This window comes from Amycolatopsis sp. A1MSW2902 (genome assembly GCF_017312175.1).
GTDB lineage: Bacteria > Actinomycetota > Actinomycetes > Mycobacteriales > Pseudonocardiaceae > Amycolatopsis > Amycolatopsis nivea.
Genome location: NZ_QJPO01000003.1, coordinates 600959 through 626558, shown reverse-complemented (window position 1 = coordinate 626558; position 25600 = coordinate 600959). Strand labels below are relative to the sequence as shown.

Below are 25600 nucleotides of genomic sequence, written 5' to 3'. Positions count from 1 at the left end.
CCCCGGGTTTCGCGCGCGTCCCGTCGGGTACGCGACCGGGAGGAGGCGCTGATGACTGAACGGATGCTCGTAGTCCTGGACGAAGCCGCGAAGGCCGAGGTCCCGCCCGGCTGGGGGCAGGCGGCACCGGACCACCGGATCGTGCCCTGTCCTCCCGGCCGGGCTTCCGTGCTGCTCAGAGAGGCCGCTTGCGCCAAACCGCTGGCCGATGTGCTGGCGGGCGGCCAGCTAGTGCCGGTCGCGTTGCGGCTGGCGGAACGGTACCCGGAGGCGGTGCGGTCGGTCCTGCTCGTCGGGCCGGACCCGGAGGGCGACGGCCGCGAGTCCCGCGACTGGTTCGCCGCGCACGGCACGCACGTCGCCTCGGCCCGCGAGGCCGGGGTCGAGGTCGAAGTGCTCCCACACGGCCCGGCCGGCGCTCCGCTGACCGAACCGCGGGTGGCCGCGGCGGTGACGGCGACGCTGGACCGGCTCCCCGCGGTGCGCCGCCCGGACTGGTGACCTGTGGGTGCCCGGCGACGCGCCGAGCCAGGCCTCGCGCAGCAAACCACGGACGGCTGGTGCAAGACAGTGCTGGAGGCGGCATGACTGACGAACGTCACCGGGAACAGGAACAAGAGGCGGCGAACCCGCGCCGCACCCAGGTCGACGAGGAGCAGGTGCCCCGGCGGCCGGAGCCGGAGAGCCCGCTGGAGGACGAGGAGGGCCGCTCGAAGCGCGGCCATCCCCAGCTGGGCGACAATTTCCGCGGCGAGAGCTGACCGGGGTACCCCGCGCATCCCCTCGTTTAACGTCGAATCCGCGCGGATAAGCCAGGGCGCATGAGGATCTTGCTCTGGCACGTCCACGGGTCGTGGACCGATGCGTTCGTCCGCGGGCGGCACGAGTACTTCGTCCCCGCGAGCCCCGAGGGCGCGCCGTGGGGGCTGGGTCTGGCGGGGCGGGACTGGCCGGGGGTGACCGAGGTCCCGGTCGACCGGCTCGCGGACGCCCGGCCGGACGTGGTCGTGCTCCAGCGGCCGGAGGAAGCCGCGTTCGTCCGGCCGCAGCTGGGCTCGCGGGTGCCGATGGTGTACGTCGAGCACAACGCGCCGCGGCACGGCGCGGCGGTGTCCCGGCATCCGATGGCGGGTCAGGACGAGGTGCCGATCGTGCATGTCACCTCGTACAACGCGCTCATGTGGGACAACGGGATCGCGCCGGTGGTCGTCATCCCGCACGGCATTCCGGACCCGGGCGAGCGCTACACCGGCGAGCTGCCCGCGGGCGCGGCGATGATCAACGAACCGCGCCGCCGCGCCCGGGTGACCGGGGCCGATCTGCTGCCCGCGTTCCGCGAAATCGCGCCGGTGAACGTGTTCGGCATGGGCACCGACGGGCTGCCCGGCGGACAGGGCGACGTGCGTCCGCCGAGGCTGCACGACGAGCTCGCCCGGCACCGCGTGTATCTGCACACCGCGCGCTGGACCTCGCTCGGCCTGTCGCTGCTGGAAGCGATGCACCTGGGCATGCCGATCGTCGCGGTCGCCTCCACCGAAGCCCCTGCGGCCGTGCCCCCGGACGCCGGGGTGTGCTCCGCCGACATCGAGGTGCTCGCGCGGAGGTTCCGCGAACTCGTGCACGAACCCGATTTTGCCGTGCTGGCCGGGAAAGCGGCCCGCGAGCACGCGCTGGCGCACTTCGGTCTCGACGCGTTCCTGGAGCGCTGGGACCGCCTGCTCACCGAAACCGCCCCCGCTGCGGAAGGAGTCTGATGAGGATCTCGATGGTGTCCGAACACGCCAGTCCGCTCGCCGCGCTGGGGGAGGCGGACGCGGGCGGGCAGAACGTCCACGTGGCCGGCCTTTCCGCGGCGCTCGTGCGCGGCGGCCACGAGGTGACGGTCTACACGCGACGCGACGACCCGGACGCGCCCGCCGCGGTGGAGACCCCGGCCGGTTACCGCGTGGTGCACGTTTCGGCCGGTCCCGCGCGCCGCCTGCCGAAAGACGAACTTTTGCCGTACATGGGGGAATTCGGCAGTTGGCTGCGCGACCGGTGGACGGAGGAGCCGCCGGACGTGGCGCACGCGCACTTCTGGATGTCCGGCGTGGCCACGGTGCTCGCCGCGCGCGAGGCCAAGGTGCCGACGGTGCAGACGTTTCACGCGCTGGGCGTGGTGAAGCGGCGGCACCAGGGGACGCCGACACGAGCCCGCCGGACCGGATGCGGCTGGAGCGGATGGTCGGCAAACAGGTCGACCGGATCGTCGCGACCTGCTCGGACGAGGTGTTCGAACTGGCTCGGCAAGGGGTGCCGCGGCAGCGGATTTCGGTGGTGCCGTGCGGGGTCGACCTGGACCGGTTCGGGGTCGGCGGGCCGGTGGTGCCGCGGACCGCGCCGAAGCGGCTGGTCTCGGTCGGGAGGCTGGTGCCGCGCAAGGGGTTCGACCTGGCGATCGCCGCGTTGCCGCGGGTGCCGGAGACCGAGCTGGTGATCGCGGGCGGGCCGGCGTCCGGGGCGCTTGCCCGCGACCCGGAGGCACGGCGGCTGCGGCGGCTGGCGGAGCGGCTCGGGGTGGCTGACCGGGTGCAGCTGGCAGGTCAGGTGAGCCGCGCTGAGATGCCAGCCCTGCTGCGTTCGGCGGACGCGGTGCTGTGCACGCCTTGGTACGAGCCGTTCGGGATCGTCCCGCTGGAAGCGATGGCGTGCGGGGTGCCGGTGGTGGCCGCCGCGGTCGGCGGTCTGACGGACACGGTGGTGGACGGGATCACCGGACGCTTGGTGCCGCCGCGCGACCCGGCCCGGCTGGCGGCTCGGTTGCGGGCATTGCTGGACGAGCCCGCTGAGCTGGAGGCGCTGGGCACCGCGGGACAGGAGCGGGTCCGGGCGCGGTATTCGTGGGACCGGATCGCCGCGGAAACCGTGCGTGCGTACGAAAAAGCCATGCCAGTCAGCGAGTCCGACTGGGCCGCCGTGCGTTGACCACTGTCCGTGAAGGACTCCTTGAGGGAACCTGATTCCCTCAAGGAGTCCTTCACGGACAGTTAACCGGTGTATCGGCGCGCGGCTGAGTTGCGTTGTGGCGCTTCCAGCAATCGCAAGCCGTGCTCGACTTCGGCCGGGACCACGGCGCGCTCGCGGAGCACCCAGGGGAGGCCGCGCAGGCACTCCGCCACCGCGGCGACCGTCGTCCGGTCCCGGGGCGCGGAAGCCAGCACCGCGGCTCCCCGGCGGAACACCGAACGCCACGGGCGGCGCAACATCAACGTCCACAAGGTGTTCCGGATCCCCAGCCCTCGCCGCCGGCGCGGATCGCGCAGCTTCGACGGGGCGTGGTGGATCACGACGTCCTCCCGCCAGCACATCCGCCAGCCGAGCGCGGCGAGGTCGAGCGCGAGCAGTTCCTCCTCGCCGCCGAGCCACATCCGCGGCGAGAAGCCGCCGACGTCGCGGAAGGCCCGCACCCGGAACATCGTCAGCCCGGCCATCACCCCGAGCAGCGCCGGACCGGGCAGCCACTCCGGGCCGGGCACCGGCGAAAACCGCAGTTCCGGCGTGATCGGGTCCTCCCGCAGGTCCGGTTCGACCAGGCAGCGCCCGGTCACCGAACCGAGCCCGGGATGCGCGTCCAGGACTTCGGCGGCGCGGGCGAGCGAGCCGGGCTGCCAGGTGGTGTCGTCGTCGCAGAACGCCACGTACGGCGTCGTCACCTCGCGGACGGCGATGTTGCGGCCGACCGCGCCGAGATTCCGGTCGAGCTTGATCAGCCGCAGTTCGGGGAAGTCGCGGGCGACGAGGTCGGCGGTGCCGTCGGTCGACGCGTTGTCCACCACGAGGATCGGTGGCCGCTCCGGCAGGGTGACCAGGTGCTGGAGGGTTTCGCGCAGTTGTGCGCGGCGGTTGTGCGTGATCACCACGACGGACGTGCGGTCCATGGTCATCCTTCCGTCAGCCGGGCTTGGCGTTCGATGGCGGCGGGCAGCACGCGGCGGCGGGCCAGCGCGGGCGGGAGCCGGACCGCCGCGGCGGCGAGTGCGGCGAGCAGAGCCGGTTCTCGCCGCGCGCGGGTGAGCAACCGCCGGAGTTGGGTTGCGCAGACGTGGGCCGGTCGTCGTTGCCAGCCGATGAGCAGTTGGTTTCGGGCCTCGGCACGCTGCCGCCAGCCCGGGGACGGGCGTGCTGGCGACGGATGGTGGTGCGCCACCACGTCTTCCGCGTAGCAGAGCTGCCAACCGGCCGCGGCGAGGTCATAGGACAGCAGCTGTTCCTCCGCGCCGAAATGCAGCATCGGGCTGAACCCGCCGACTTGCAGAAAAGCAGACCGCCGGACGATCGCGGAGCAGGCCAGGAACCCGAGCACGAGCGGGCCGGGTGCGTCCGGCGGAGTCCCTAGCGGGCTGTGCGCGAGGGCCGGGGTGATGGGGTCCTCGCGTTCTTCCGGGCCGACCAAGGTGCGTCCGGTGAGGAGGCCGAGCCGGGGATGGGCGGCGAAGAGCTTTTCGGCGCGGGGGAGTGCGTCGGGAGCCCACCAGGAGTCGTCGTCGCTGAAGGCGACATACGGCGTCCGGGCGGCGATGACGCCCTGGTTGCGTGCCGCGGCACCGTGATTGTGCGGGCTTCGGATCACCCGCACCTGCTCGAAGGAAGCGGCGACGTCAGCCGTGTGATCCGCCGACCCGTTGTCCAAGACGATCACCGGCGGCGGTGGGTCCAATGTGGACAGTTGGGCGAGGGTGCGCGCCAGCTCGTCGGCGCGGTTGCGGGTGGCCACGACGACGGTCGTCCGGCTCACGGTATTTCCTTGAGCTCGCCGACGAGTTCGGCCAGCGGTCCTGGGAACGGGTGTTCCGCGGCGGCGCGGGCGCGTGCTTCGGCGGAGCAGCACCACTCGAACCACTCGTCGAGGTCGGCGCGGGTGGCGTCCGCGGGCAGGACAGCGGGCCAACGCAGCGCGTGTGCTTGGGCAGTCACCTTGCCGCCGTGCGCGACGGGATCGACGGCGAGCACCGGGACACCGGCCTTCAAACCGAGGGCGAGGCCGTGCAGCCGGGTGCTGACGAGGACGTCCAATCGGGACACTGTGCTCACGAACTGGTCTGGCGTCGCGCAGTGCCGCCAGTCGTCGGTGGCGAGGCGGGTGTCGAGCGGGACGCGGCCGCAGTCGAGGTCGCGCAGCCATTCGGCGAGGATCGCGTGCACCGCGTCGTGCCGCCGGTCCGCGCCGTATTCGGGCTGGTCCGGTGCGAGCACCACGCCGACCACCGGCGGCGAGTCGAGCCGGGCGGCCAGCGAGAGGTCGGCGGCGCAGGCGTCGCCGTCGTCGCGGGCGAGGACCACGTCGAACCCGGCGACCGCGGGGTCCGCCGGATCGGGCACGGACACGCCGATCGCCAGCCGACGGCACCGCGGGTAACGGCGGTGGAGGTCCTGGAGTTGCGTGCCGCGCAACGGGCCGCAGGCGAAGACGACGTGGGTGAACGCGTCCGGCGCGGCGTCGGCCAGGTGCGGGCCCTCGGGGCGGAACGCGGGGCTCCACACGGTCAGGTGGTCGACCCCTGCTCGGGTCAGGACGTCGCTCACCGCCCGTAAGCTCAGCACGTCTCCCGCGGTGGCTTCACCGTGCCGGAAACTCGCCCAGCCGGTCAGGAGTACTCGCATGCCCGGCGGTTACCCGTGAGTCGCCGGGGTTAACGCGGCGCTGCGCGGGTATCCGGCGCGGCATGGCTTTCTCCCACGCGGTAGTCACCGGCGGAGCCGGATTCGTAGGCGCGCGGCTGTGCGCGAAACTGCTCGAAGAAGGCGCGAGAGTGACCGCGGTGGACAATCTCGCCACAGCCCGTCCCGGCGCGCTCGACGCGGTCGCCCGACATCCGCGGTTCCGGCTGCTGGAGCACGACGTGACCAGGCCGATCCCGGTTCCCGGGGCCGTCGACGTCGTGTTCCACCTGGCCTCCCCGGCGTCGCCCCGGGACTACCTGCGACTGCCGCTCGAGACGTTGCGCGCGGGTTCGGCAGGTACCGAGAACGCCCTCGCCGCGGCGCGCGGGGCGCGGTTCGTTCTCGCGTCGACCAGCGAGGTGTACGGCGATCCGCTGGAGCATCCGCAGCGCGAAACCTATTGGGGCAACGTGAATCCGATCGGGCCACGCAGCGTGTACGACGAAGCCAAGCGTTACGCCGAAGCGCTGACCAGCGCGATGCGGCGCACTGCCGATGCGAACACCGGGATCGCGCGCATCTTCAACACCTACGGCCCCGGCATGCGCGCGGACGACGGGCGGATGGTTCCGTCGTTCATCACCAAGGCGCTCGCGGGCGAACCGCTGACCGTCGAAGGCAGCGGACGGCAGACGCGGTCGTTGTGCTTTGTGGACGACACCGTCGACGGGCTGCTCGCGCTGGCCCGGTCGGATCATTCCGGACCGGTGAACATCGGCAACCCGCACGAGCTTTCGGTGCGGGAGATCGCGGAGCGGGTCCTTGCGATCACCCGCTCGTCTTCGCGGATCGTGCACGTCGACGCGGCGGTGGACGATCCGCGGCGGCGGTGCCCGGACATTTCGCTCGCGCGCCGGGTGCTCGGCTGGGAACCGCGAGTCGGGGCGGGGGAAGGGTTGCGGCGGACCGTCGAATGGTTCTCCCGGAGGCAAGCCGCCGCCGCGTAACCGGGTGCGTCGCTTCGCGGAGTAGCGACGTCCTGGGCTTTTCCGGCTGATTCGTTTATCCCCGACTTCGCCGGGTAGTGCTCCCGGGACGGCGGGCCACCGGGTCCGCCCCGCCGGAGAAGGGGTGAACGGGTGCGCTTCCTGGGAATCAACGCGGTGTTCCACGATCCCGCCGCCGCGCTCGTCGTCGACGGCCGGATCGTCGCGGCGGCCGAGGAGGAGCGGTTCAGCCGGCGCAAGCACGGCAAGCAGGCGGTGCCGTTCTCGGCGTGGGAACAGCCGGGGCAGGCTGCCCGGTGGTGCCTGGAGCGGGCCGGGCTCACCGCGGCGGATCTCGACGCGGTCGGGTTCTCGTATGACCCGGACCTGGTCGAATCCGGTCTCGCCGGACACGACGCCAGCGGCGAGGAACTGCGTACCGAATTCGCCCGCCGCGCCCCGAAATTCCTCGCCAGCGAACTGCCCGGACTGGACCAGAAGAAGGTCCGGTTCGTCCGGCACCACGTCGCGCACGCCGCTTCGGCGGCACTGGCCGGACCGCCGGGCGACTCGGCGGTCTTGGTCGCGGACGGACGCGGCGAAAGTACGTCATATCTGGCTGGCGAGTATCGCGACGGACGGTTCAAAGAGCTTGCCGCGCAAAAGCTTCCGCATTCGCTCGGTCTGTTCTACGAAGACCTCACCGAGCACTTGGGATTCGCGCGGTCGAGCGACGAATACAAAGTGATGGCACTGGCGTCCTATGGCGGACCGGTCCATCTTGACTATCTCCGCGAGCGCGTTTACGTAACCGGGGACGGGGGATTCCGCACGGAATTGATCGACTGGTCCGCCCTCGCGCCGCGCTGTTCTCCTGGCGACGAACTGACCCGTCGGCACGCGGATCTCGCGTCCAGCGTCCAGCAGGTACTGGAGGAAGTGCTGCTCGACCTCGCCCGCTGGCTGCACGACCGGACCGGGCAGCGGACGTTGACCCTGGCCGGTGGCATCGCGCTCAATTGCGTGGCCAACACCCGCCTGCACGCGGAAAGCCCCTTCGAGTCGATCTGGATCCAGCCCGCCGCCGGGGACGCGGGAACCGCGCTCGGCGCGGCACTCCAGCTGGCGGCCGACGCGGGGGAGCGGATCGAGCCGATGTCCGGCGCCGCGCTCGGTCGCGAATGGACGGACGACGAGATGGAAGCCATTCTGCAGAAGGCGAAACTGGATTACGAACGTCCGGACGACGTCTCGGACGCGGTGGCGGAGGCATTGGCGGACGACCAGATCGTGGCCTGGTTCCAAGGCCGCGCCGAATTCGGCCCGCGTGCGCTCGGGCGCCGGTCGCTGCTCGCGCACCCCGGCCGTGCCGGGAATCTGGAGCGGCTCAATGACGTGAAGGGCCGCGAGCAATTCCGTCCGGTCGCCCCGATGGTGCTCGCCGACCGCGCGGAGGAGATCTTCTCACGCGGCCCGTTCCCCAGTCCCTACATGCTTTTCGTGCACGACGTCGCCGAAGCGTGGCGCGAACGGCTGCCCGCGGTGACCCATGTGGACGGTACCGCCCGGGTGCAGACCGTCGACCCGGCCGACGATCCGCGCACCGCACGAATGCTTTCCGGATTCGCGGACCGGACCGGTCTTCCGGTCGTCGTCAATACGAGCCTGAACACCGCGGGGCGGCCGATGGTCGATTCCCCGCGCGACGCGTTGGAGTGTTTCGGTTCGGCTCCGGTGGATGTTCTGGCGTTGGGACCGTTCCTGGTCCGGCGTCACCGGAGCCGCTGACTTTTCGAGGAGACACCGTCATGGCAGACCACTTCGCCGACTTGTGTTCGGCCGCGCAACGATTGCGCTTCGCGACCCCGCGCATTGCCGAGTGGGGCGCTTACCTGGCCAGTGTTTTCGAGAACGGCGGGCGGTTGCTCGCGTGCGGCAACGGCGGGAGCGCCGCCGAAGCCCAGCACTTGACCGGCGAGCTGGTGGGCCGGTTTCGACGCGAGCGCCGTCCGCTGTCGGCGATCGCGCTGCACGCCGACACTTCGGCGCTGACCGCGATCGGCAACGACTACGACGAAGCCGAACTGTTCGCCCGCCAGGTCCGCGCACACGGACGGCCCGGTGACGTGCTCGTCTGCCTGTCGACCAGCGGCAGCAGCCAAAACGTCGTCGCGGCGGCGAAGGCGGCGCACGAGCTGGGCGTGACCACCTGGGCGTTCACCGGACCGGCTCCGAATCCGCTCGCCGCGCTGTGCGACGACGCGGTGGCGGTCGACGCGCCGAGCGTGGCCACCGTGCAGGAACTGCATCTGGCGCTGGTGCACGCGCTGTGCGAAGCCCTGGACGACGCGCTCGGGGTGCCCGCGTGAAGCCGCTGGTGGTGGTCGGCGACGTGTTCCTCGACGTCGATGCCGAGGGCGTCGCCGAGCGGCTGTGCCCGGACGCGCCGGTCCCGGTCGTCGACGTGACCAGCCGGTGGCTGCGCGCCGGCGGAGCGGGTCTCGCCGCGCTGCTGGCGGCCCGGTCGGCTGCCGAGGTGGTCCTCGTGACCGCGCTCGGCGACGATCGTTCCGCCCGGACGCTCGCCGGTCTGCTCGAACCGGAGGTGACGCTGGTGCCGGTCCCGCTGGAGGGCAGCACCGTGTCGAAGACCCGGATCCGCGCGGCGGGACAATCGTTGGTGCGCTTGGATTCCGGCGAAGGAACCGCGTCCGCCGACGTTCTGCCGGATCGGGCGGAGCGCGCGTTGCGCAGTGCCGGGGCGATCCTGGTGGCCGACTACGGCCGGGGCATCACGCGGAACCAGCGGCTGCGAGAGGTGCTGACCGAACTGGCATCGGAAATTCCGGTGGTGTGGGACCCGCATCCGCGCGGCGCGGAGCCGGTGCCGGGAACACGCTTGGTCACGCCGAACGCCAGCGAGGCCACCACGGTGGTGCCGGACGCGCTCGAGTTGCCGGGTCTGCTGCGGGAACGCTGGAACGCCGACGCGGTCGCGGTGACGATCGGTTCGCGGGGCGCGTTGGTGGACGACGGCAGGTCGGTACGGCGGATTTCGGTGCCGGACGGTGCGAAGGTCAGTGGCACCGCGACGGATACCTGCGGCGCGGGCGACCGGTTCGCTGCGGCTGTGGCGGCCGGACTGCTCGACGGTGCTTCGATTACGGAGGCTGTGCGCGTCGCGGTCGAGGCAGCAGCTCGGTTTGTCGCCGCGGGCGGGGCTAGCGCGCTGTCTGTCGAGGAAGGCCGGATGTCCATTGAGGACACTCCGGATTTCTCGGCGGGAAATGCCTTTGCGGTAGCGGAACGAGTCCGCGCGGCAGGCGGGCGGCTCGTCGCGACCGGCGGCTGTTTCGATCTCCTGCACCCCGGGCACGTCAGCCTGCTGCGCCAAGCGCGCGCTCTCGGTGACGCGCTCGTGGTGTGCGTGAACTCGGACAGTTCCGTGCGCCGGCTGAAAGGCCCGGGACGTCCGCTGCTGTCCGCGCAGGACCGGGCCCGGCTGCTGACCGCACTGTCCGTTGTGGACGCGGTGGCGGTCTTCGACGAATCGTCCCCGGTGGCGATCCTGGAACGGCTGCGGCCGGACGTCTGGGTGAAGGGCGGCGATTACGCCGAGGCGGAGCTGCCTGAACGGGCGGTGGTCGAGCGGTACGGCGGCGAGGTCGTGCTGGTGCCGACCCTGCCCGGCTATTCGACGACGAGGCTGGTCGCCGCCGCGGCCGGCCGGTGAATCTTCGAGGGAGTCTGATGCGTTCTCTTGGCAATGTCCTGATCACCGGCGGCGCGTCCGGTCTCGGCGCCGCGACGGTCGAAGCGGTCCGCGCGGAAGGCGGCACCCCGTGGGTGCTCGACCGCGCCCGGCCCGCCGACGGGGTGGAATACGTGCAGGTCGATCTCGCGGACTCCGCGGCGGCCGAGGAAGCCGTGCGCGAGGTGGCCGAACGGGCGGGCGGACTCGACGGGGTGGTGACCGCCGCGGGGATCGACGCGTGCGGTCCGCTCGGCGAGGTCCCGGCGAAGGACTGGGAGCGGGTCGTGCACGTGAACCTCCTCGGCACGGTCGCCGTGGTGCGGGCCGCGCTGCCGTACCTGGAGCAATCCCACGGCCGGATCGTCACCGTGTCCTCGACGCTCGGCATCAAGGCAGTCAGCGACGCGACCGCTTACTGCGCCTCGAAATTCGGCGTCGTCGGTTTCACCCGCGCGCTGGCCGCGGAGCTGGCGGGCCGGGTCGGCGTGACGCTGCTCGTGCCGGGCGGGATGTGGACCCGCTTCTTCGACGACCGGACGGAGCAGTACCGGCCGCCCGCGGACGCGAAGCTGAACCGGCCGGAACACGTCGCCGGGACGGTGGTGTTCGCCCTCGGCCAGCCGCCGGACGCGGAGGTGCGGGAGCTGGTCGTGTGCGCTTCCGAGGAAGGTTCCTGGCCATGAGCGTGCTGGCTCTGCGCGCCCTCGGCATCGGCGACCTGCTCACCGCGGTCCCGGCGCTGCGCGGGCTGCGCCAGGCGTACCCGGAAGACCGCCTCGTGCTGGCGGCGCCGGAATGGCTGCGCGACCTGGTCGCACTGGTCGACGCCGTGGACGAACTGCTCCCCACGCCCGGCCTCGGTGCCCTGCGCTGGCCGGGCCCGCCGCCGCGGCTGGCGGTGAATCTGCACGGCAACGGCCCGGAGAGCATCCGCGACCTGATGGCCGTGCTGCCGGACGCGCTGCTCACCCACCGGAACCCGGCGGTCCCGGAGATCCCGGGCCTGGACTGGACGCCGGGCATTCACGAGGTCGACCGCTGGTGCCGGCTGATCGAGTACGGCCAGTGCCCGGCCGACCGCCGGGACCTGCGGATTTCCCCGCCGCCCGGGCCGAGTCCCGCGCCGGGGGCGGTCGTCGTGCACCCGGGCGCGGCGTTTCCCGCCCGGCGCTGGCCGCCGGAGAGGTTCGCCGAGGTGGCGCGCGACCTGGCCGCGGCCGGGCACCGCGTGGTGCTCACCGGCGCGGCGGCCGAACGCGAGCTGGCGGAGGAAGTCGCCGCCCGAGCCGGACTGGGTCCGGAAGCGGTGCTCGCCGGATCGGCCGGGCTGGCCGAGCTGGCCGCGCTCGTGGCGGAAGCGGCGCTGGTGGTGTGCGGGGACACCGGCGTCGGCCACCTCGCGACCGCTTTCGGCACGCCGTCCGTCCTGCTCTTCGGCCCGACGCCGCCCCGGTGCTGGGGTCCGCCGCCGGACGCGCCGCAGCACGTCGTGCTGTGGGTGGGCGACGTCGGCGACCCGCACGGCACCGAACCGGACGCCGGATTGCTGCTGCTGAGCACGGACCGCGTGCTGGCGGCGGCTCAGTCGGTGCTGCGCCAAGGGGTGTCGCATGGCTGAGCGGATCGGCGTCCTCGGAGCGGGCTACGTCGGGCTGACGACGGCGGCCTGCTTCGCCGCGATGGGGCATCGAGTGTCCGCTGTGGACATTGATCAGACGAAGGTTTCCCGGCTGCGGGCCGGAGAAGTCGACCTCGCCGAACCGGGGCTGACCGAGCTGGTCGCCGAAGGACTGAGGGAAGGCACGCTCGCCTTCTCCGGAGATTTCACCGCGGTGGCTGGGTCGACGGTGGTGTTCCTGTGCCTGCCGACCCCGCCCGGCGATGACGGCACCCCGGATTTGCGTGCGCTCCGCAGCGCGCTCGGCGACCTCGGGCGAGTGCTCGCGCCGGGCACGATCGTGGTGACGAAATCGACCGTGCCGGTCGGGACCGCGCAGCTCGTCCCGGAGTATCTCGGCCGCGCTGACCTTCCGGTGGTCAGCAATCCCGAGTTCCTGCGCGAAGGCCATGTCGTGCACGACTTCCGGTGCCCGGACCGGGTGGTCGTCGGCGCCGATCCGCCGGATTCGCCTGCCGCGGAACGGGTTGCGCGGCTTTACGCGCCGACCGAAGCCAGAGTCGTGCGGACGAGCAGCGCGAGCGCCGAGCTGGCCAAGTACGCCAGCAACGGATTCCTCGCGGTGAAGGCGTCGTACGCGAACACGCTGGCCGAACTGTGCGAACAGTGCGGCGCGGACGTCCGCGACGTCGCCGCGGTGATGGGCCTCGACCCGCGGATCGGCCCGCATTTCCTGGCCCCCGGACCCGGCTGGGGCGGGTCGTGCCTGCCGAAGGACGCCAGCGCGCTGTTGCGGGCGGCGGACTCGGCAGGCGTCGAGTTCGGGCTGCTTCGCGACGCGGTGCGGGTGAACACCCGGCAGCGCACGCGCATGGTCCGCGCGATCCGGACGGCGGCGACCGGGCGTCCGGACGGTTCGCTGGACGGCGTCCGGATCGGCGTGCTGGGGCTGGCGTTCAAGGCGGGCACCGGCGACGTGCGCGATTCGCCGGCGGTCGCGGTCGCGGCCGAACTGGTCCGGCAAGGCGCCGAGGTCACCGCGTACGACCCGGCTGTCCAGTCCGAAATGGACGGAGGGACCGTCGTGGACGATCCCTATCTGGTCGCGAAAGACGCGGCCGCGCTGGCCGTTCTCACCGAATGGCCGGAGTTCCGCGACCTCGACTGGCCCCGGCTCGCCGAAGCGGCCGACCGGCCGGTCGTGGTCGACACCCGCAATGTGCTCGATCCCGACGTGCTCGCCGAGGCCGGGTTCGCCCGGATCGGCGTCGGCACCCCAGTGGAGGTTCCTGATGCGTGTTCTCGCCCTAGGCTGCACCCTCAAGCGCTCGCCGGACCGCTCCAGCAGCGACCTGATCGCCCGGCAGCTGCTCGACCTGTTCGCGGAGCGGGGAGTGACCGGCGAACTGGTCCGGGTGGCCGACCATGACGTGCGCCCCGGCATCGAGGCGGACATGGGCGACGGCGACGAATGGCCGGAAATCCGGCGCAAGGTCGCGGCCGCGGACATCGTGCTGATCTCGACGCCGACCTGGGTCGGGCACATGTCCAGCATCGCGCAGCGCGTGGTGGAACGGCTGAACGCCGAACAGTCCGAGACCGACGACGAGGGCAGGCCGGGGATGTTCGGCAAGGTCGGGGTCGTCGCGGTGGTCGGCAACGAGGACGGGGCGCACAAGATCACCGCGGATCTTTTCCAGTCGCTCAACGACATCGGCTTCACCATCCCGGCCCAGGGCGGCACGTACTGGAACGGGGAGGCGATGAAGGGCGGCGACTACCAGGACCTGGACGAGACGCCGGAAGCGGTCGCCTCGACGAACGCGACACTGGTCCGGAACGCGGTGCATTTGGCTGAGCTGCTGGGGAAGCAGCAGTATCCGGCTTCGTGACGCTGGAGGTACGTGAGGGGAACCCTGACGGAATCAGATTCCGTGAGGGCTCCCCTCACGTACGGGCGCCTGCGACTCAGGGCCGCTGTCCGACGCCCGTTGCGATCTCGTGCCCCCGATGCTCGTCCGGAGCCAGCGGCGGAGTACCCCCGCCCTGCCCGCGGCGTAACCCGTGCAGGAACTCGCTTACGGTCTCCTCGGCCGACCACTCCGGCTGCCATTCCAGTTCGGACCGCGCTCGCGACGTGTCCATCGCCGGCAGCCGGAGCACCGTGTCGAAGAGACCGGGCGTCGCGGGCACCAGATGCATCCGCCAAGCCGCCGCGAGCGCGGGCTTGACCAGCCCAGCCGGGACCGGCACCCGCCGCGCGCGGAGTAACCGGGCCAGCAGCCGCGGGTCGACCACCGGATCGGTCGCGATGTTGAACGAACCCGACACCGGCCGCAGCACACAGCGCCGGATGGCGTCGGCGAGGTCGTCCGCGTGCACGACCTGGAACCGCAGCCCAGGGATGTCCGGCACGATCGGCACCAGACCGGGCCGGAGCAGGCTGCCGGGCACGAACGGCCCGGCGAACAACCGCCGCTGCTCGGTCGACGCGGTGCGCTGGAAGACGAACCCGGGCCGGACGCGGACCACCCGGATCTCCGGATGTGCGCGTTCGAAGGAGTCCAGAAGCCTTTCCACGTACGCCTTTTCGCGCGGATAGGCCGCGCCCGGCCAGCCGTGCGTCGGGTAGTCCTCGCTGACCGGGCGGTCGTCGGCGGCGGGGGAGTAGGCCCCGACCGAGGACGCCACGAGCAGCGTCGACACCCCGGCTGCCGCGGCGGCCTCGATCAGCCGGAGCGAGCCGCGGACGTTCGTCTCCCACGTGAGGTCCGGGCGATGGGTCGGCTGGAAAAGCCATGCCAGGTGGACGACTGTGTCGGCGTCGCGCAGCACGGGAGCCAGCTCGTCGTGCGCCACGTCGACCCCGACGTACTCCGTCTTGGGCGGCGGAACGCCCGCCGGACGTCGTTCGAGGCCGGTGATCGCCTCGACGTCCGGGTCGGCCGCGAGCGCGCGCACTGTCGCGGTGCCGATATTGCCGGTCGCGCCGGTCACGGCGATCCGTCGGGAGCTCATCGGGGCCGGGTACCCGCAGCGGGCGGGGTCAATCAATGCTGGTCGAGCTGCCGCAGTAACCGGCGGACCGGCAGTGCCATCGCGCCCAGTCCGAGCGTCGCCGTCACGCCGTCGTCTGAGGAGACGAGGCGGTCCTCGACCTGGCAGACCAGCGACCGGCAGCGTTCCAGATCGGTCTTGCGTACCGCGGCGGCGAGTTCGAGCAGCAAATCGGCGAGCGCGTCGCGGGCTTTCGGCCACGGATAGACGAACGGTTCCCGTCGGGGAGGTCATCGGGCCGAGCCAATCAATGCTGGTCGAGCTGCCGCAACAACCGGCGGACCGGCAGTGCCATCGCGCCGAGCCCGAGCGTCGCTGTCACCCCGTCGTCCGAGGAGACCAGGCGGTCCTCGACTTGGCAGACCAGCGACCGGCAGCGTTCCAGATCGGTCTTGCGCCCGGGGACCGCGGTATCCCGCACCGCAGCGGCGAGTTCGAGCAGCAAATCGGCGAGCGCGTCGCGGGCTTTCGGCCACGGATAGACGAACGGCTCCCGCCCCTCCGCCGTCGTGCGCACCGCTTCGACCAACTGCTCCACCGGCGGCCACAACGCACCCAGCGTCCGCAGCGACGCCTCGTGCTGCGTTCCGGAATGCCGGCTTCGCTTGCGCAGGTTGAGGAACCGGCCTTCCCGGGTGAGCCCGGACGCGTCCTCGGCCGCCCGCGCCAGACTGCGTACGTCGCTGACTTGGCCGAGCCAGTTGTCCAAGTCCTCCGGCAGCTCGTCGGCCCGCACCAGTTCGGCGGTGTCTTCCAGCAGACCGGCGAGCGCGGAAGCGAGCCGGTCAGCGGCCGCGGCGACGCGTTCCCCGTACAGCGGCGGGAAAATCACCACGTTCACCACCAGCCCGATCGCGGCACCGAGGGCGGTCTCCAGCAACCGGTCGCCGAGCAGTTCCGAGCTTCGCGCGGTCCCGTAGGTGACCAGCAGCATCCCCGTCACCCCGACCCACACACCGGACGCGCCGAACCGCCGCCACGAACCCACCAGCAATCCGACGAAGACGACGATAGCCAGCGTCACCGTCTGTTGTGGCACCACTTGCGCGACCCCGGCGGCGAGCAGCACCCCGAGCGTCACCGAGCCGACTTGCTGTGCCCAGCCGAGCAGGCTCCGGTAAACGGTCGCTTCCACCAGGAAAATCGCCGCGTACGGCGCGAGGAACGGCTGCGAAAGGCCGATCACCTCCGTGGCCAGCAGCCAGGCAGCCACCGCGGCGACGGTCGCCTTGGCGGCCTGCAACGCGGTACGCCGCTCACTGCCGGGCACGCGGATCGCCCGGGCCGCCCAGCCCAGCGGCGTGCGGTCGAGTTTGGGCGTCACGCGCGTACGGGCGCGCCCAGGTGGACGAGCTTCGTCTGCGTCATCTCGTCAAGCAGTTCGGGCCCGTAGCCATAGCCGGAACCGCTGCCGCGACGCGGATGGGCCGCACCGCCGGGAGCACCGCCGAAAACGGCGTTGATCTTGACCGTTCCGACAGCCAGTTCCCGCCACGCGTGCTGCGCGTGTTCCATCGACGCGGTGAGCACGGTCGCGGCCAGCCCGTAATCGTCGTTCGCGGCCTCGGCCAGCCCGTGTTCGAAGGAATCCACCACGCACACCGGCGCGACCGGGCCGAAGGTTTCCTCCCGCAGCACCCGCATCTGGCTGGTGCACGCGGTGAGCACGGTTGCCGGGTAATGCGCGCCCGGTCCGGCCGGGACCTGGCCGCCGGTGCGGATTTCGGCGCCCAGCGATACGGCGTTCTCGACGTGAGAATGCACGTGATCGCGGTGCCGGGTGTCCACCAGCGGGGCGAGCGTCCGCCCGCGGGCGATCTCGACGAGCGCTTCGGTGAACTTCTCGGCTATCGCACGATGCACGTAAATCCGTTCCACCGCAACGCAAATCTGCCCGGAATTCGCGAACGCGCCGAGCGCGGCCTGCTCGGCGGCCCACTGCGGGTCGACGTCCTCGTCCACCACGAGCGGATCGTTGCCGCCGTTCTCCAGCAGCGCTTTCGCCCCGGTCGCGGCCGCGCTCGCCGCGATCGACCGGCCGGTGGCGGTGCTGCCGACGTGCGCGAGAACGTCCACATCGCTGCGCGCGGCCAGCACCGCGCCGATCCGGCCGTCGCCGTGGGCGGTCTGCAGCACGCCTTCGGGGAAGACCCCGGCAAGGACCTCGCCGAACAGCGCTCCGGTGTGCGGACACCGTTCGCTCGGCTTGTGCACCACAGTGTTCCCGGTGACCACGGCCGCCCCGATGAGCCCGCACGACACGGCGACCGGGTCGTTCCACGGGGTCAGCGCGACCACCACGCCGCGCGGTTCCGGCACCATCAGATCGGTGGCAGCGAAGTCTCCGAGCAGGCTGCGGCCGCGATGCACCGGACCCAGCTCGGCGTACTGGTCGAGGGTGCCCGCCCCGGCGAGCACCCCCTCCTTGGCTTCCTCGAGCGGACGGCCGGTTTCGCGCCGGTTGAGCTCGGCGAGGTCGTCGGCGTGCGCGCGCAGCCGTTCGGCGGCGGCACGCAGGGCAGCGCCGCGCTCGGCGGCCGGGGTCCGGTCCCAGCCCGGCTGCGCCCGGTGCGCGAGGCCGAGCGCGGCGTCGAGTTCGTCCGGGCTGGCCATCGGGACCGCGCCGACCGGGCTCCCGTCGGCCGGGTCGGTGATCGCGAGCGTGGCGGCCCGGTCGTCGAGCGTGGTCATCGCACCTCCTGAAAGTCGGTCGCGCTGCGGGTACCCCGGCGCACGCGCTGTCATACGTTCCGTTTGCCTGCGCGGAGGCGGGGTAAACCGCCGCGGGTGAACACTTTCCCGGACTGCGCCGTGGTGATCCCGACGACCGGCCGCCCCGCGCTGCGGACCCTGCTGGACACGCTCGGCGCCGCCGGAGGCCCCGGCCCGGCCGAGGTGATCGTGGTCGACGACCGTCCACAAGGGACCGATCTGGAGGTGCCCGAGGGCGTCCGGGTGCTGCGTTCGCACGGCCGCGGCCCGGCTGCCGCGCGGAACGCCGGCTGGCGCGCGGCGAAGTCGGACTGGATCGCCTTCGTGGACGACGACGTGGTCCTCGCCGCAGACTGGCCCGCCCAACTGGCCGCCGACCTCGCCCGGCTGCCGCCGGAAACCGCCGCGTCGCAGGCCAGGATCGTGGTGCCGCTGCCGGACGACCGGAAACCCACCGACGACGAACGCGGCACCGCCGGGCTGGAAACGGCGCGCTGGATCACCGCGGACATGGCTTACCGCCGGTCGGCGCTGATCGAGGCCGGCGGTTTCGACGAGCGGTTCCTGCGTGCGTTCCGGGAAGACTCCGACCTGGCCCTGCGCGTCGTGCTCAAGGGACACCGCATCGAGCGCGGCGAACGCGTCACGACCCATCCAGCGCGCCGTTCGGGATTCTTCGCCAGCGTGAAAGCCCAGCGAGGCAACGCGGACAACGCCAGAATGCGGTACAAACACGGCGTCCTGTGGCGGCAGCGAACCGGTGCCGGCAGCGGAATGCTGGGACGGCACGCGCTGACCGTCGCCACCGCCGTCGCCGCGCTCGCGCCCCGAAAGCGCCGCCTAGCCCTGACGGCCTGGGCCGGGCTGACCGGTGCGTTTGCCGCACAACGCATCCGTTCCGGGCCAGCCACGCCCGGCGAGATCGCGCGCATGCTCGTGACGAGCGTGCTCATCCCGCCCGCCGCCTGCTATCACCGGCTGCGCGGCGAAATCGCCGCCCGCCGTTCACTTTCGCCGCAGGCAGTGCTGTTCGACCGCGACGACACGTTGATCCACGACGTCCCGTATCTCTCCGATCCGGAGCAGGTCCGGCCGGTCGACGGCGCGGTGAGCCTCGTTCGGGAACTCCGGCGGAAAGGCGTCCGGGTCGGCGTGGTGAGCAATCAGGCCGGAGTCGCGAAAGGACTGATCGAACCGGTTCAGCTGACCGCGGTGAACGCCCGCGTGGACGAGTTGTTCGGCGAGTTCGGCACTTGGCAGGTCTGCCCGCACGACGCCGACGACGGTTGTGGCTGCCGCAAACCGTCCCCGGAACTCGTCCGGCGTGCGGCGAAGGAACTGTCGGTCGACCCGGCGCGGTGCGTCGTCATCGGCGACACCGGCGCGGACGTCGAAGCCGGGCTCGCCGCCGGAGCGCGCGCCGTGCTCGTTCCGACCGCCCGCACCCTGCCCGCCGAGATCGACCGCGCCCGGCAAGAAGCGCTGGTGGCGCGAGATCTCGCGGACGCGCTGCGGCAAGCCGGGGTCCTCGCGTGAAGCGCGTTTTGGTGGCCCGGCAGGACAATCTCGGCGACGTCCTGCTGGCCGGTCCGGCGATCCGGGCGATCGCCGCGCAGGCCGAGCACGTCACGCTGCTCGCCGGACTGCACGGTGCCGCGGCCGGGGAACTGCTGCCCGGCGTCGACGAGGTGCAGGTCTTCCGCGCGCCGTGGATCGACCCCGAACCGCCGCCGCTGACCCGCCCGTCCGTCGACGCCCTCGCCGAACAGTTGACCGGTTTCGACGCGGCGTTCGTGCTCACCTCGTTCCACCAGTCGCCGTTGCCGCTCGCGCTGGTGCTCCGCCTGGCCGGGGTGCCGTGGATCGGCGCGATCTGCGACGACTACCCGGGCAGCCTCCTCGACCTGCGCCACCGCGTACCGGGCGATCCGCCGGAAGCGCTGCGGATGCTGTCGCTCGCCCAAGCCGCCGGGTGCTCGCTGCCTCCTGGCGACGACGGACGGCTCGCGATCCGCGGTCCGCTGCCGGATGTTTCGGCGCTGACCGGGATCGGCGACTACGTCGTGGTGCACCCGACGGCCTCGGTCCCGGCGCGCAGCCCTTCTCCAGTCCATAGTGGACGGATCGTGGACGCGCTCGCCGAAGCGGGACATCGCGTTGTCGTCACTGGCGCAAAGCCGGAGGGAATGACCGCCGACGTCGACCTGAGCGGTCGCACGACTCTGCTCGAACTGGCCGCAGTACTCGCCGGAGCCGAGGCTGTCGTCGCACCGAACACCGGCCCGGCGCATCTGGCGGCGGCGGTCGGAACCCCGGTGGTGTCGCTGTTCGCGCCGGTAGTTCCCGCCGCGCGCTGGGCTCCGTTCGGGGTCCCGGCGGCGTTGCTCGGCGACCAGCACGCGCCGTGCCGGGGAAGCCGCGCCCGCATCTGCCCGGTCGCCGGGCACCCGTGCCTGGACGGCATCGACCCGGCGGAAGTCGTGGCCGCGGTGGAGGAATTGGCCAAGCGGCCGAGTCGCCGGGTAACCGCTTGAACCGCGAGGAAAGGAGAGAACATGGTGGCACCAGCACCGTTGCCCGAGGAGGCCGACGGACCGCGCACGGCGGTCGTGACCGGCGCGGATTCCGGCATCGGCCGGGCGGTGGCCGTCGCGCTCGCCGGCGGGGGAGTGGACGTCGGAATCACCTGGCACACCGACGAAACCGGGGCACAGGAGACCGCCGCCGAGGCGCGGGAGCAGGGCGTCGCCGCGCACGTGCGGCAGCTCGACCTCACCGACCTGCCGACCGCGGCGAGCGCCGTCGACGACCTCGCTGACGAACTCGGCGGTGTCGACGTGCTGGTCAACTGCTCCGGGACCGGCAGCAGCGAACTCGCGATGGACATGGATTTCGACACCTGGCGCGGCGTCGTGGACGTCGACCTGCACGGCGTTTTCGTGTGCTCGCAACGCTCCGCGCGGCACATGATCGACGCCGGGCGCGGCGGCCGGATCATCACGATCACCAGCGTCCACGAGCACGTGCCCCGCGTCGGCGCCGCACCGTATTGCGCGGCGAAAGCCGGTGCGGGCGCGCTGACCCAGGTGCTCGCGCTCGAACTCGCCGAGTACAGGATCACGGTCAATTCCGTTGCCCCCGGCGAAATCTCCACCCCGATGACCGGACAGACCGACGTCGACCCGCGCGATCAGGAGCGTCCGGGAATTCCCTTGGGCCGCCCCGGGCACGCCCGCGAAGTCGCCGCGGCGGTGGCTTTCCTGGCCACCCCCGCGGCGGGGTACATCACGGGCGCTTCATTGGTGGTCGACGGCGGGCTGATGCGCATGGGCGCGCAGGCCGGAACGGCGTTCCCGGACCACAGCTGGCGGCGCCCCTAAGCCCGTTCGCGGCTGCCGCTGAGCGCGACGGCCAAGGCGACGAGCGCGGTCAGCCCGTGCAGCCAGTTGTCCGCCCAGTTGAGATTCACCGGGTCGTCGCGTGCGGTGCTGAAGGCCGTCGCCAGTATCCCGTACGCGGTGAGCCCGGTGAACGCCACGAACAGCACCCAGCAGTACGCGACGGCTCCGGAAAGCTTGCGTGCGGCCAAAATTCCGAGCAAACCGAGTGCGGTGTGGACGATGTTCAGCACCGTGCTGGAACTGAACAGCCAGACCACGCGCGTGGTGTCGTGCCCGGCGTGCGCGGTTTCCGGTACGAAGAACCCGGCGATGCCGAGGACCAGGTATACCAGCCCGAGCACGGCGACGACCGGCCGCGCCCAGGAACGGGTGGTGACCGTCGGCATGGGGGACTCCTTTCCGCGGCCGGTCGCGCCCGGTCACTCCTCGCGGAGCGACTTCGCGACGGAACCGCCTGCCTCGTCCGCCTGTTCGGCCGGATCCGGATCCGCACGGCGCTGCGGGAGGTCCTCGTCCGGGGCCACGGCCCTGGCCGCTTCCGCACGGGCGAGCGTCTCGTCGTCGGGCGGGTTCGGCACCGGCTGGACGTCCGGGCGTTCTTCGGCGAGCCGGTTCCCGAGCGGTTCGCCTTCGCGCGCTTCGGCGGGCGTCGTGGCCTGCCGGGTCGCCGGGCTCCAGCGCTCCGGCGGTTCGACCCCGGCCTCCAGCGGGTCGACCCGCAGTTCGTCCTCGTCGAGGGACTCGGACTGGTCGAGCGTTTCGGGCTCGGCCGGATCGCTGTCGGGCATCATGCTCCCTTCTCGCTGCGGCGCTTTCCCACCGGGTACCCGCGCGGAACGGGGCAAAACGGCGTCAGGCGGCGGCGAGATCGCGGATCGCGGTCTGTGCTTTCTGGATTTCCTGCCCGACCAGGAGCGCGGTGAAGCGGGCGACCGCAATGCTGTGCGCCGCCGAGGCGACCGCGTCGCAGGCTTCTTGCGCGTCGTCCGAATGGTGCCGCACGCGCCCGGCGAGCAAGGATTCCTCGAGCTGGCCGCCCAGGTCGGGGAGGAGTTCGGAGAGGTCGTCGGCGAGCAGGCTCAGCAGGCCGAGCGTGCGGTACAGCTCCGCGGGGGATTCGTAGCCGCCGGCACCGGCTTCGCGACGGAGCCGGCGCAGCGCGGTCTGCGCCTGCTCGGCCGGTGCGGGAGACGTCGCTGAATGGTCCATGGACCGCTGATACCCGGTGGTCGCGCCGCTAACCGGACGATTGCGGGCGGCTGCCCCGGGTATCCGGGAACGATGAACGAGATCGTCGAACTCATCCGGAGGCGGGCCTGCCTCGCGGAGTCCCGCGACGCCGAACAGGTCGCGCACGCCGTGCTGCGGACGCTGTCCGAGCGGATCTCGCCGGAAGCGGCGGCGAGCCTGGCCGTGCAACTGCCGCCCGGACTGGCCGACGACCTGCGCCCGGGCGGCGGCTCCGGGGAACGCTACGAGCTGGAGGACTTCGTCGGACGGATCGCGCGCCGGGCGGACCTGACGGATCCGGAGGCCGTGCACCGGGCCGGCGTGGTGCTGGACGTGCTGGGTCGCGAGACGGTGCAGGTGGCGGACGAGGTCTGGGACGTGCTGCCGGAACCGTTGCGGCATTTGGTCGGCGCTCAGGCCGCGTGACTGGCTCAGGCGTTGCGCATCCGGGGCCGGTGCGGCTGGGCGTCGCTGCCGGGGATGTCGCGGTCCACGTGGTCGGCGTGGTGCAGCGCCTGCGCCAGCAACCCGCGCACGTGCTCGTCCGCGGCGGAGTAGTACACGAACGTTCCCTCGCGGCGGCCCTTCACCAGCCCCGCGAGCCGCAGCTTGGCCAGATGCTGGCTGACCGCGGTCGGCGCGGCCCCGGCCAGTTCGGCGAGGCAGGCCACCGACGATTCCCCCTGCAGCAGCGCCCACAGCACCTTGATCCGCGTCGGGTCGGAGAGCAGGCGGAAGCTTTCCGCGGCCAGGTGGACCTGCTCGTCGGAGGGCATGTCGAAGTCCGGCAGGGAGGAGTGCATGCCCCGATGCTACCGTTCCTTCTCGGTTACCTGCGCATCTGCGCAGGTATGCTGACAGTGGGCCAGGGCGTTCGCCCGGTCGTGGGACATTGCGGAGCATCCGGGAGCGGGCGATGGCAGAGCTGGGACACGGTTCCGAGACTGCGGCGGGCGGCGGCTACGCGCACGAGCCGGAATCCCGCCAGGACAGCCCTGGTCACGGGCATGGGCACGACCCCGCGCATGGCCATGGCGTTTCCGGCCCTGGTCACGAGCCCGCGCACGGTCACGAGCCCGCGCATGGCCACGAGCACGGCCACTCGCCTGTGCACGGCCACGGCGACGGCCCTGGTCACGAGCCCGAGCCCGAGCCCGCGCACGCGCACGGCCACGGCCACTCGCCTGCGCATGGCCACGGCCACGGGCATGGTCATCACGAGCCCGCGACCTGGCGGCACCGCGTCAAACACCTCCTCACCCCGCACAGCCACGACAGCGCCGACCGCCTCGACACCGCCCTCGAAACCAGCCAGCGCGGCATCCGGGCGCTGATCTGGTCGTTCGCCGCCCTGTTCGGCACCGCCGTCATCCAGCTGGCCCTGGTCGCGGTCACCGGTTCGGTAGCCCTCCTGGGCGACACCATCCACAACTTCGCCGACGCCCTCACCGCCCTGCCGCTGGGCATCGCCTTCGCACTGGGCCGCCGCGCCGCGACCCGCCGCTACACCTACGGCCTCGGCCGCGCGGAAGACCTCGCCGGAGTCGTCGTGGTGCTGATCATCGCCGGATCCGCCGCGCTGGCCGCCTACGAAGCGATCGACCGGCTCCTGCACCCGCATCCCGTGCAGCAGCTCTGGGTGCTCGCCGCCGCCGGAGTGGTGGGCTTCGCCGGGAACGAGCTCGTCGCCCGGTACCGCATCACCGTCGGCCGCGAAATCGGCTCCGCCGCCTTGGTCGCCGACGGCCTGCACGCCCGCACCGACGGCTTTACCTCGCTGGCCGTGGTGCTGGGCGCGGTCGGAGTGGCCCTCGGTTTCCCGGCGGCCGACCCGGTGATCGGGTTGCTGATCACCGTCGCGATCCTGTTCGTCCTGCGCGACGCGGCCAAGGAAGTCTTCCGGCGGCTGATGGACGCCGTCGACCCGGCGACCGTCGAACTGGCCGAAGAAACAGCCGCGGCGGTGCCCGGAGTGGAGGGCGTGCGGGAGGTCCGGATGCGCTGGATCGGCCACAGCCTGCGCGCCGAACTCGCCGTCCAGGTCGGCAACACCCTCACCGTCGAGCAGGCCCACGAACTGGCGCACAGCCTGGAACACCGCCTGATCGCCGCGGTGCCCCGCCTGACTGCCGCGGCGGTGCACGTCGAACCGGCGATCGGGGCGGAGTCCGTGCACCTCGGCTGATCGCGCATCGACCGATCGGCTGATCCGCCGCTCCGCCGGGACCGGCCGGAAAGTCTGGCCGCGCAGTCGATTCGCCGTACCGGTGCCACCCGGCACGGTGGACGCATGGCAATCATCGAGGTGGAAAGCCTCGTCAAGCGGTACGGCGGGCAGACCGTGGTCGACGGCGTCGGTTTCGCCGTCGAACCGGGCGAGATTTTCGGCATTCTCGGCCCGAACGGCGCGGGCAAGACCACGACCGTCGAGTGCGTCGAAGGGCTGCGCAGGCCGGACGGCGGGACGATCCGGGTCTGCGGCCTCGACCCGCAGCGCGACGACGTCGAACTGCGCCAGGTCCTCGGCGGGCAGCTCCAGGAAAGCGAACTGCCGGACAAACTGAAGGTCGGCGAGGCGCTCCAGCTCTACAGTTCGTTCTACCGCGACCCGGCCGACTGGCGGGAACTCGCCGGAATCCTCACCCTCGAGACCAAACTCGGCACCCAGTTCCGCCGCTTGTCCGGTGGCCAGAAACAACGGCTGTCGATCGCGCTCGCGCTGCTCGGCAATCCGAAGGTCGCGGTCCTGGACGAACTCACCACCGGCCTCGATCCGCAGGCCCGCCGCGACGTCTGGGGTCTGGTCGAAGGCATCCGCGCGCGTGGCGTGACGATCCTGCTGGTCACGCACTTCATGGAGGAGGCCGAGCGGCTGTGCGACCGGCTGGCGGTCATCGACGCTGGTCAGGTCGTCGCGGTCGACAGTCCAGCCGGGCTGGTGGCACGCGTCGACGACCAGCAGCGGCTCCGGTTTCGCGCTGCCGCACCGTTCGACGACGCCGTGCTCACCAGGCTGCCGGAAGTCACCGGCGTCGAGCGCGCCGGCAGCCAGGTCATCGTCACCGGACGGGGAAACCTGCTGCTCGCGGTGACGTCCGCGCTGGCCCGCCACCAGATCGCCGGCCTGCGCATGGACCAGACCACGCTGGACGACGCGTTCGTCGCGCTCACCGGCCGTTCCATCGAATCCTGAGGAGACCCC

At 71.9% G+C, this 25600-nt stretch carries 28 protein-coding genes and 1 pseudogene; 18 read left to right on the top strand and 11 right to left on the bottom strand.

Features of this window, described 5'->3' with window-relative positions:
• Positions 1 to 51: 51 nt before the first annotated feature.
• The 4 genes and pseudogenes from DMP23_RS45785 (at position 52) to DMP23_RS45770 (ending at position 2964) form a co-directional block, all read left to right on the top strand.
• Complete coding sequence (locus DMP23_RS45785) at positions 52 to 501, top strand: hypothetical protein (protein WP_337824994.1); 450 nt, start codon at positions 52 to 54, stop codon at positions 499 to 501.
• A gap of 83 nt (positions 502 to 584) precedes the next feature.
• Positions 585 to 761, top strand: a complete 177-nt coding sequence (locus tag DMP23_RS45780; RefSeq protein ID WP_337824993.1) for a hypothetical protein — start codon at positions 585 to 587, stop codon at positions 759 to 761.
• Between the two features lie 60 nt (positions 762 to 821).
• Positions 822 to 1754, top strand: a complete 933-nt coding sequence (locus DMP23_RS45775) for a glycosyltransferase (protein WP_337824992.1) — start codon at positions 822 to 824, stop codon at positions 1752 to 1754.
• Positions 1755 to 1834: 80 nt separating this feature from the next.
• Positions 1835 to 2964, top strand: a pseudogene (locus tag DMP23_RS45770) (glycosyltransferase).
• Positions 2965 to 3026: 62 nt separating this feature from the next.
• Here DMP23_RS45770 and DMP23_RS45765 read toward each other — a convergent pair.
• From DMP23_RS45765 to DMP23_RS45755, 3 genes are read right to left on the bottom strand one after another with little or no spacing between them, the layout of a single operon-like run.
• The gene (locus DMP23_RS45765) at positions 3027 to 3917 is read right to left on the bottom strand and encodes a glycosyltransferase family 2 protein (RefSeq protein WP_337824991.1); all 891 of its coding nucleotides are present in this window, start codon (positions 3915 to 3917) and stop codon (positions 3027 to 3029) included.
• Between the two features lie 2 nt (positions 3918 to 3919).
• Positions 3920 to 4774 (bottom strand): glycosyltransferase family 2 protein, encoded by an 855-nt coding sequence (locus DMP23_RS45760; protein WP_337824990.1) that lies wholly within the window; start codon positions 4772 to 4774, stop codon positions 3920 to 3922.
• A complete protein-coding gene (locus DMP23_RS45755) occupies positions 4771 to 5640 on the bottom strand; it encodes a polysaccharide pyruvyl transferase family protein (RefSeq protein WP_134662334.1) in 870 nt (289 codons plus the stop codon). Before DMP23_RS45755 ends, DMP23_RS45760 begins: the two co-directional genes overlap by 4 nt.
• A 62-nt stretch (positions 5641 to 5702) precedes the next feature.
• On the opposite strand from DMP23_RS45755, the gene DMP23_RS45750 reads away from it, so the two are divergent.
• The 8 genes from DMP23_RS45750 (at position 5703) to DMP23_RS45715 (ending at position 13890) form a co-directional block, all read left to right on the top strand.
• Positions 5703 to 6647: an NAD-dependent epimerase/dehydratase family protein gene (locus tag DMP23_RS45750; RefSeq protein WP_337824989.1), complete on the top strand. Its 945-nt coding sequence runs from the start codon at positions 5703 to 5705 to the stop codon at positions 6645 to 6647.
• A gap of 132 nt (positions 6648 to 6779) precedes the next feature.
• The gene (locus DMP23_RS45745; protein ID WP_337824988.1) at positions 6780 to 8414 is read left to right on the top strand and encodes a carbamoyltransferase family protein; all 1635 of its coding nucleotides are present in this window, start codon (positions 6780 to 6782) and stop codon (positions 8412 to 8414) included.
• Positions 8415 to 8434: 20 nt separating this feature from the next.
• Positions 8435 to 8995 (top strand): D-sedoheptulose-7-phosphate isomerase, encoded by a 561-nt coding sequence (locus DMP23_RS45740; protein WP_134662331.1) that lies wholly within the window; start codon positions 8435 to 8437, stop codon positions 8993 to 8995.
• Positions 8992 to 10359, top strand: coding sequence for a D-glycero-beta-D-manno-heptose 1-phosphate adenylyltransferase (gene rfaE2, locus DMP23_RS45735; protein WP_337824987.1), 1368 nt, complete (start codon positions 8992 to 8994; stop codon positions 10357 to 10359). Before DMP23_RS45740 ends, rfaE2 begins: the two co-directional genes overlap by 4 nt.
• Positions 10360 to 10376: 17 nt before the next feature.
• Positions 10377 to 11063 carry an SDR family oxidoreductase gene (locus DMP23_RS45730; RefSeq protein WP_336159555.1) on the top strand — a complete coding sequence of 229 codons (687 nt, stop codon included), beginning with the start codon at positions 10377 to 10379 and terminating at the stop codon, positions 11061 to 11063.
• Positions 11060 to 11998 carry a glycosyltransferase family 9 protein gene (locus DMP23_RS45725; protein WP_337824986.1) on the top strand — a complete coding sequence of 313 codons (939 nt, stop codon included), beginning with the start codon at positions 11060 to 11062 and terminating at the stop codon, positions 11996 to 11998. The genes DMP23_RS45730 and DMP23_RS45725 overlap by 4 nt, the downstream gene beginning before the upstream one ends.
• A complete protein-coding gene (locus DMP23_RS45720) occupies positions 11991 to 13427 on the top strand; it encodes a UDP-glucose dehydrogenase family protein (protein WP_337824985.1) in 1437 nt (478 codons plus the stop codon). Before DMP23_RS45725 ends, DMP23_RS45720 begins: the two co-directional genes overlap by 8 nt.
• The gene (locus DMP23_RS45715; protein WP_240690575.1) at positions 13351 to 13890 is read left to right on the top strand and encodes a flavodoxin family protein; all 540 of its coding nucleotides are present in this window, start codon (positions 13351 to 13353) and stop codon (positions 13888 to 13890) included. The genes DMP23_RS45720 and DMP23_RS45715 overlap by 77 nt, the downstream gene beginning before the upstream one ends.
• 76 nt (positions 13891 to 13966) lie before the next feature.
• On the opposite strand, the gene DMP23_RS45710 is transcribed toward DMP23_RS45715, so the two are convergent.
• The 4 genes from DMP23_RS45710 to DMP23_RS45695 all read right to left on the bottom strand — a co-directional run bounded on the left by DMP23_RS45710 (position 13967) and on the right by DMP23_RS45695 (position 17746).
• On the bottom strand, positions 13967 to 15016 hold the full coding sequence (locus DMP23_RS45710; RefSeq protein WP_337824984.1) for an NAD-dependent epimerase/dehydratase family protein: 1050 nt from the start codon (positions 15014 to 15016) through the stop codon (positions 13967 to 13969).
• Between the two features lie 32 nt (positions 15017 to 15048).
• Complete coding sequence (locus tag DMP23_RS45705) at positions 15049 to 15225, bottom strand: hypothetical protein (RefSeq protein WP_337824983.1); 177 nt, start codon at positions 15223 to 15225, stop codon at positions 15049 to 15051.
• Positions 15226 to 15302: 77 nt separating this feature from the next.
• Positions 15303 to 16379 (bottom strand): FUSC family protein, encoded by a 1077-nt coding sequence (locus DMP23_RS45700; RefSeq protein ID WP_337824982.1) that lies wholly within the window; start codon positions 16377 to 16379, stop codon positions 15303 to 15305.
• Entirely contained in the window at positions 16376 to 17746 is a 1371-nt protein-coding gene (locus DMP23_RS45695) for an aldehyde dehydrogenase family protein (RefSeq protein ID WP_337824981.1), read from the bottom strand. The genes DMP23_RS45700 and DMP23_RS45695 overlap by 4 nt, the downstream gene beginning before the upstream one ends.
• A 96-nt stretch (positions 17747 to 17842) precedes the next feature.
• Here DMP23_RS45695 and DMP23_RS45690 point away from each other — a divergent pair, with 96 nt between their 5' ends.
• From DMP23_RS45690 to DMP23_RS45680, 3 genes are read left to right on the top strand one after another with little or no spacing between them, the layout of a single operon-like run.
• Positions 17843 to 19303 (top strand): HAD-IIIA family hydrolase, encoded by a 1461-nt coding sequence (locus DMP23_RS45690; RefSeq protein ID WP_337824980.1) that lies wholly within the window; start codon positions 17843 to 17845, stop codon positions 19301 to 19303.
• Positions 19300 to 20301: a glycosyltransferase family 9 protein gene (locus DMP23_RS45685; RefSeq protein WP_337824979.1), complete on the top strand. Its 1002-nt coding sequence runs from the start codon at positions 19300 to 19302 to the stop codon at positions 20299 to 20301. The genes DMP23_RS45690 and DMP23_RS45685 overlap by 4 nt, the downstream gene beginning before the upstream one ends.
• Before the next feature lie 21 nt (positions 20302 to 20322).
• Entirely contained in the window at positions 20323 to 21147 is an 825-nt protein-coding gene (locus DMP23_RS45680; RefSeq protein ID WP_337824978.1) for an SDR family oxidoreductase, read from the top strand.
• Here DMP23_RS45680 and DMP23_RS45675 read toward each other — a convergent pair.
• The 3 genes from DMP23_RS45675 to DMP23_RS45665 form a co-directional block, all read right to left on the bottom strand.
• Positions 21144 to 21554, bottom strand: coding sequence for a DUF4383 domain-containing protein (locus DMP23_RS45675; protein ID WP_337824977.1), 411 nt, complete (start codon positions 21552 to 21554; stop codon positions 21144 to 21146). The genes DMP23_RS45680 and DMP23_RS45675 overlap by 4 nt on opposite strands.
• Positions 21555 to 21587: 33 nt before the next feature.
• Positions 21588 to 21959 carry a hypothetical protein gene (locus DMP23_RS45670; RefSeq protein WP_337824976.1) on the bottom strand — a complete coding sequence of 124 codons (372 nt, stop codon included), beginning with the start codon at positions 21957 to 21959 and terminating at the stop codon, positions 21588 to 21590.
• Between the two features lie 61 nt (positions 21960 to 22020).
• Positions 22021 to 22377 carry a hypothetical protein gene (locus tag DMP23_RS45665; RefSeq protein ID WP_275292827.1) on the bottom strand — a complete coding sequence of 119 codons (357 nt, stop codon included), beginning with the start codon at positions 22375 to 22377 and terminating at the stop codon, positions 22021 to 22023.
• A gap of 72 nt (positions 22378 to 22449) precedes the next feature.
• Here DMP23_RS45665 and DMP23_RS45660 point away from each other — a divergent pair, with 72 nt between their 5' ends.
• The gene (locus DMP23_RS45660; RefSeq protein ID WP_337824975.1) at positions 22450 to 22824 is read left to right on the top strand and encodes a DUF2267 domain-containing protein; all 375 of its coding nucleotides are present in this window, start codon (positions 22450 to 22452) and stop codon (positions 22822 to 22824) included.
• A gap of 5 nt (positions 22825 to 22829) precedes the next feature.
• On the opposite strand, the gene DMP23_RS45655 is transcribed toward DMP23_RS45660, so the two are convergent.
• Complete coding sequence (locus DMP23_RS45655) at positions 22830 to 23201, bottom strand: metalloregulator ArsR/SmtB family transcription factor (protein WP_043839706.1); 372 nt, start codon at positions 23199 to 23201, stop codon at positions 22830 to 22832.
• A 305-nt stretch (positions 23202 to 23506) separates the two neighbouring features.
• On the opposite strand from DMP23_RS45655, the gene DMP23_RS45650 reads away from it, so the two are divergent.
• Both DMP23_RS45650 and DMP23_RS45645 read left to right on the top strand, forming a co-directional pair.
• Positions 23507 to 24583 carry a cation diffusion facilitator family transporter gene (locus DMP23_RS45650; RefSeq protein WP_337825137.1) on the top strand — a complete coding sequence of 359 codons (1077 nt, stop codon included), beginning with the start codon at positions 23507 to 23509 and terminating at the stop codon, positions 24581 to 24583.
• 105 nt (positions 24584 to 24688) lie between these two features.
• Positions 24689 to 25591 carry an ABC transporter ATP-binding protein gene (locus DMP23_RS45645; protein ID WP_337824974.1) on the top strand — a complete coding sequence of 301 codons (903 nt, stop codon included), beginning with the start codon at positions 24689 to 24691 and terminating at the stop codon, positions 25589 to 25591.
• Positions 25592 to 25600: the final 9 nt, after the last annotated feature.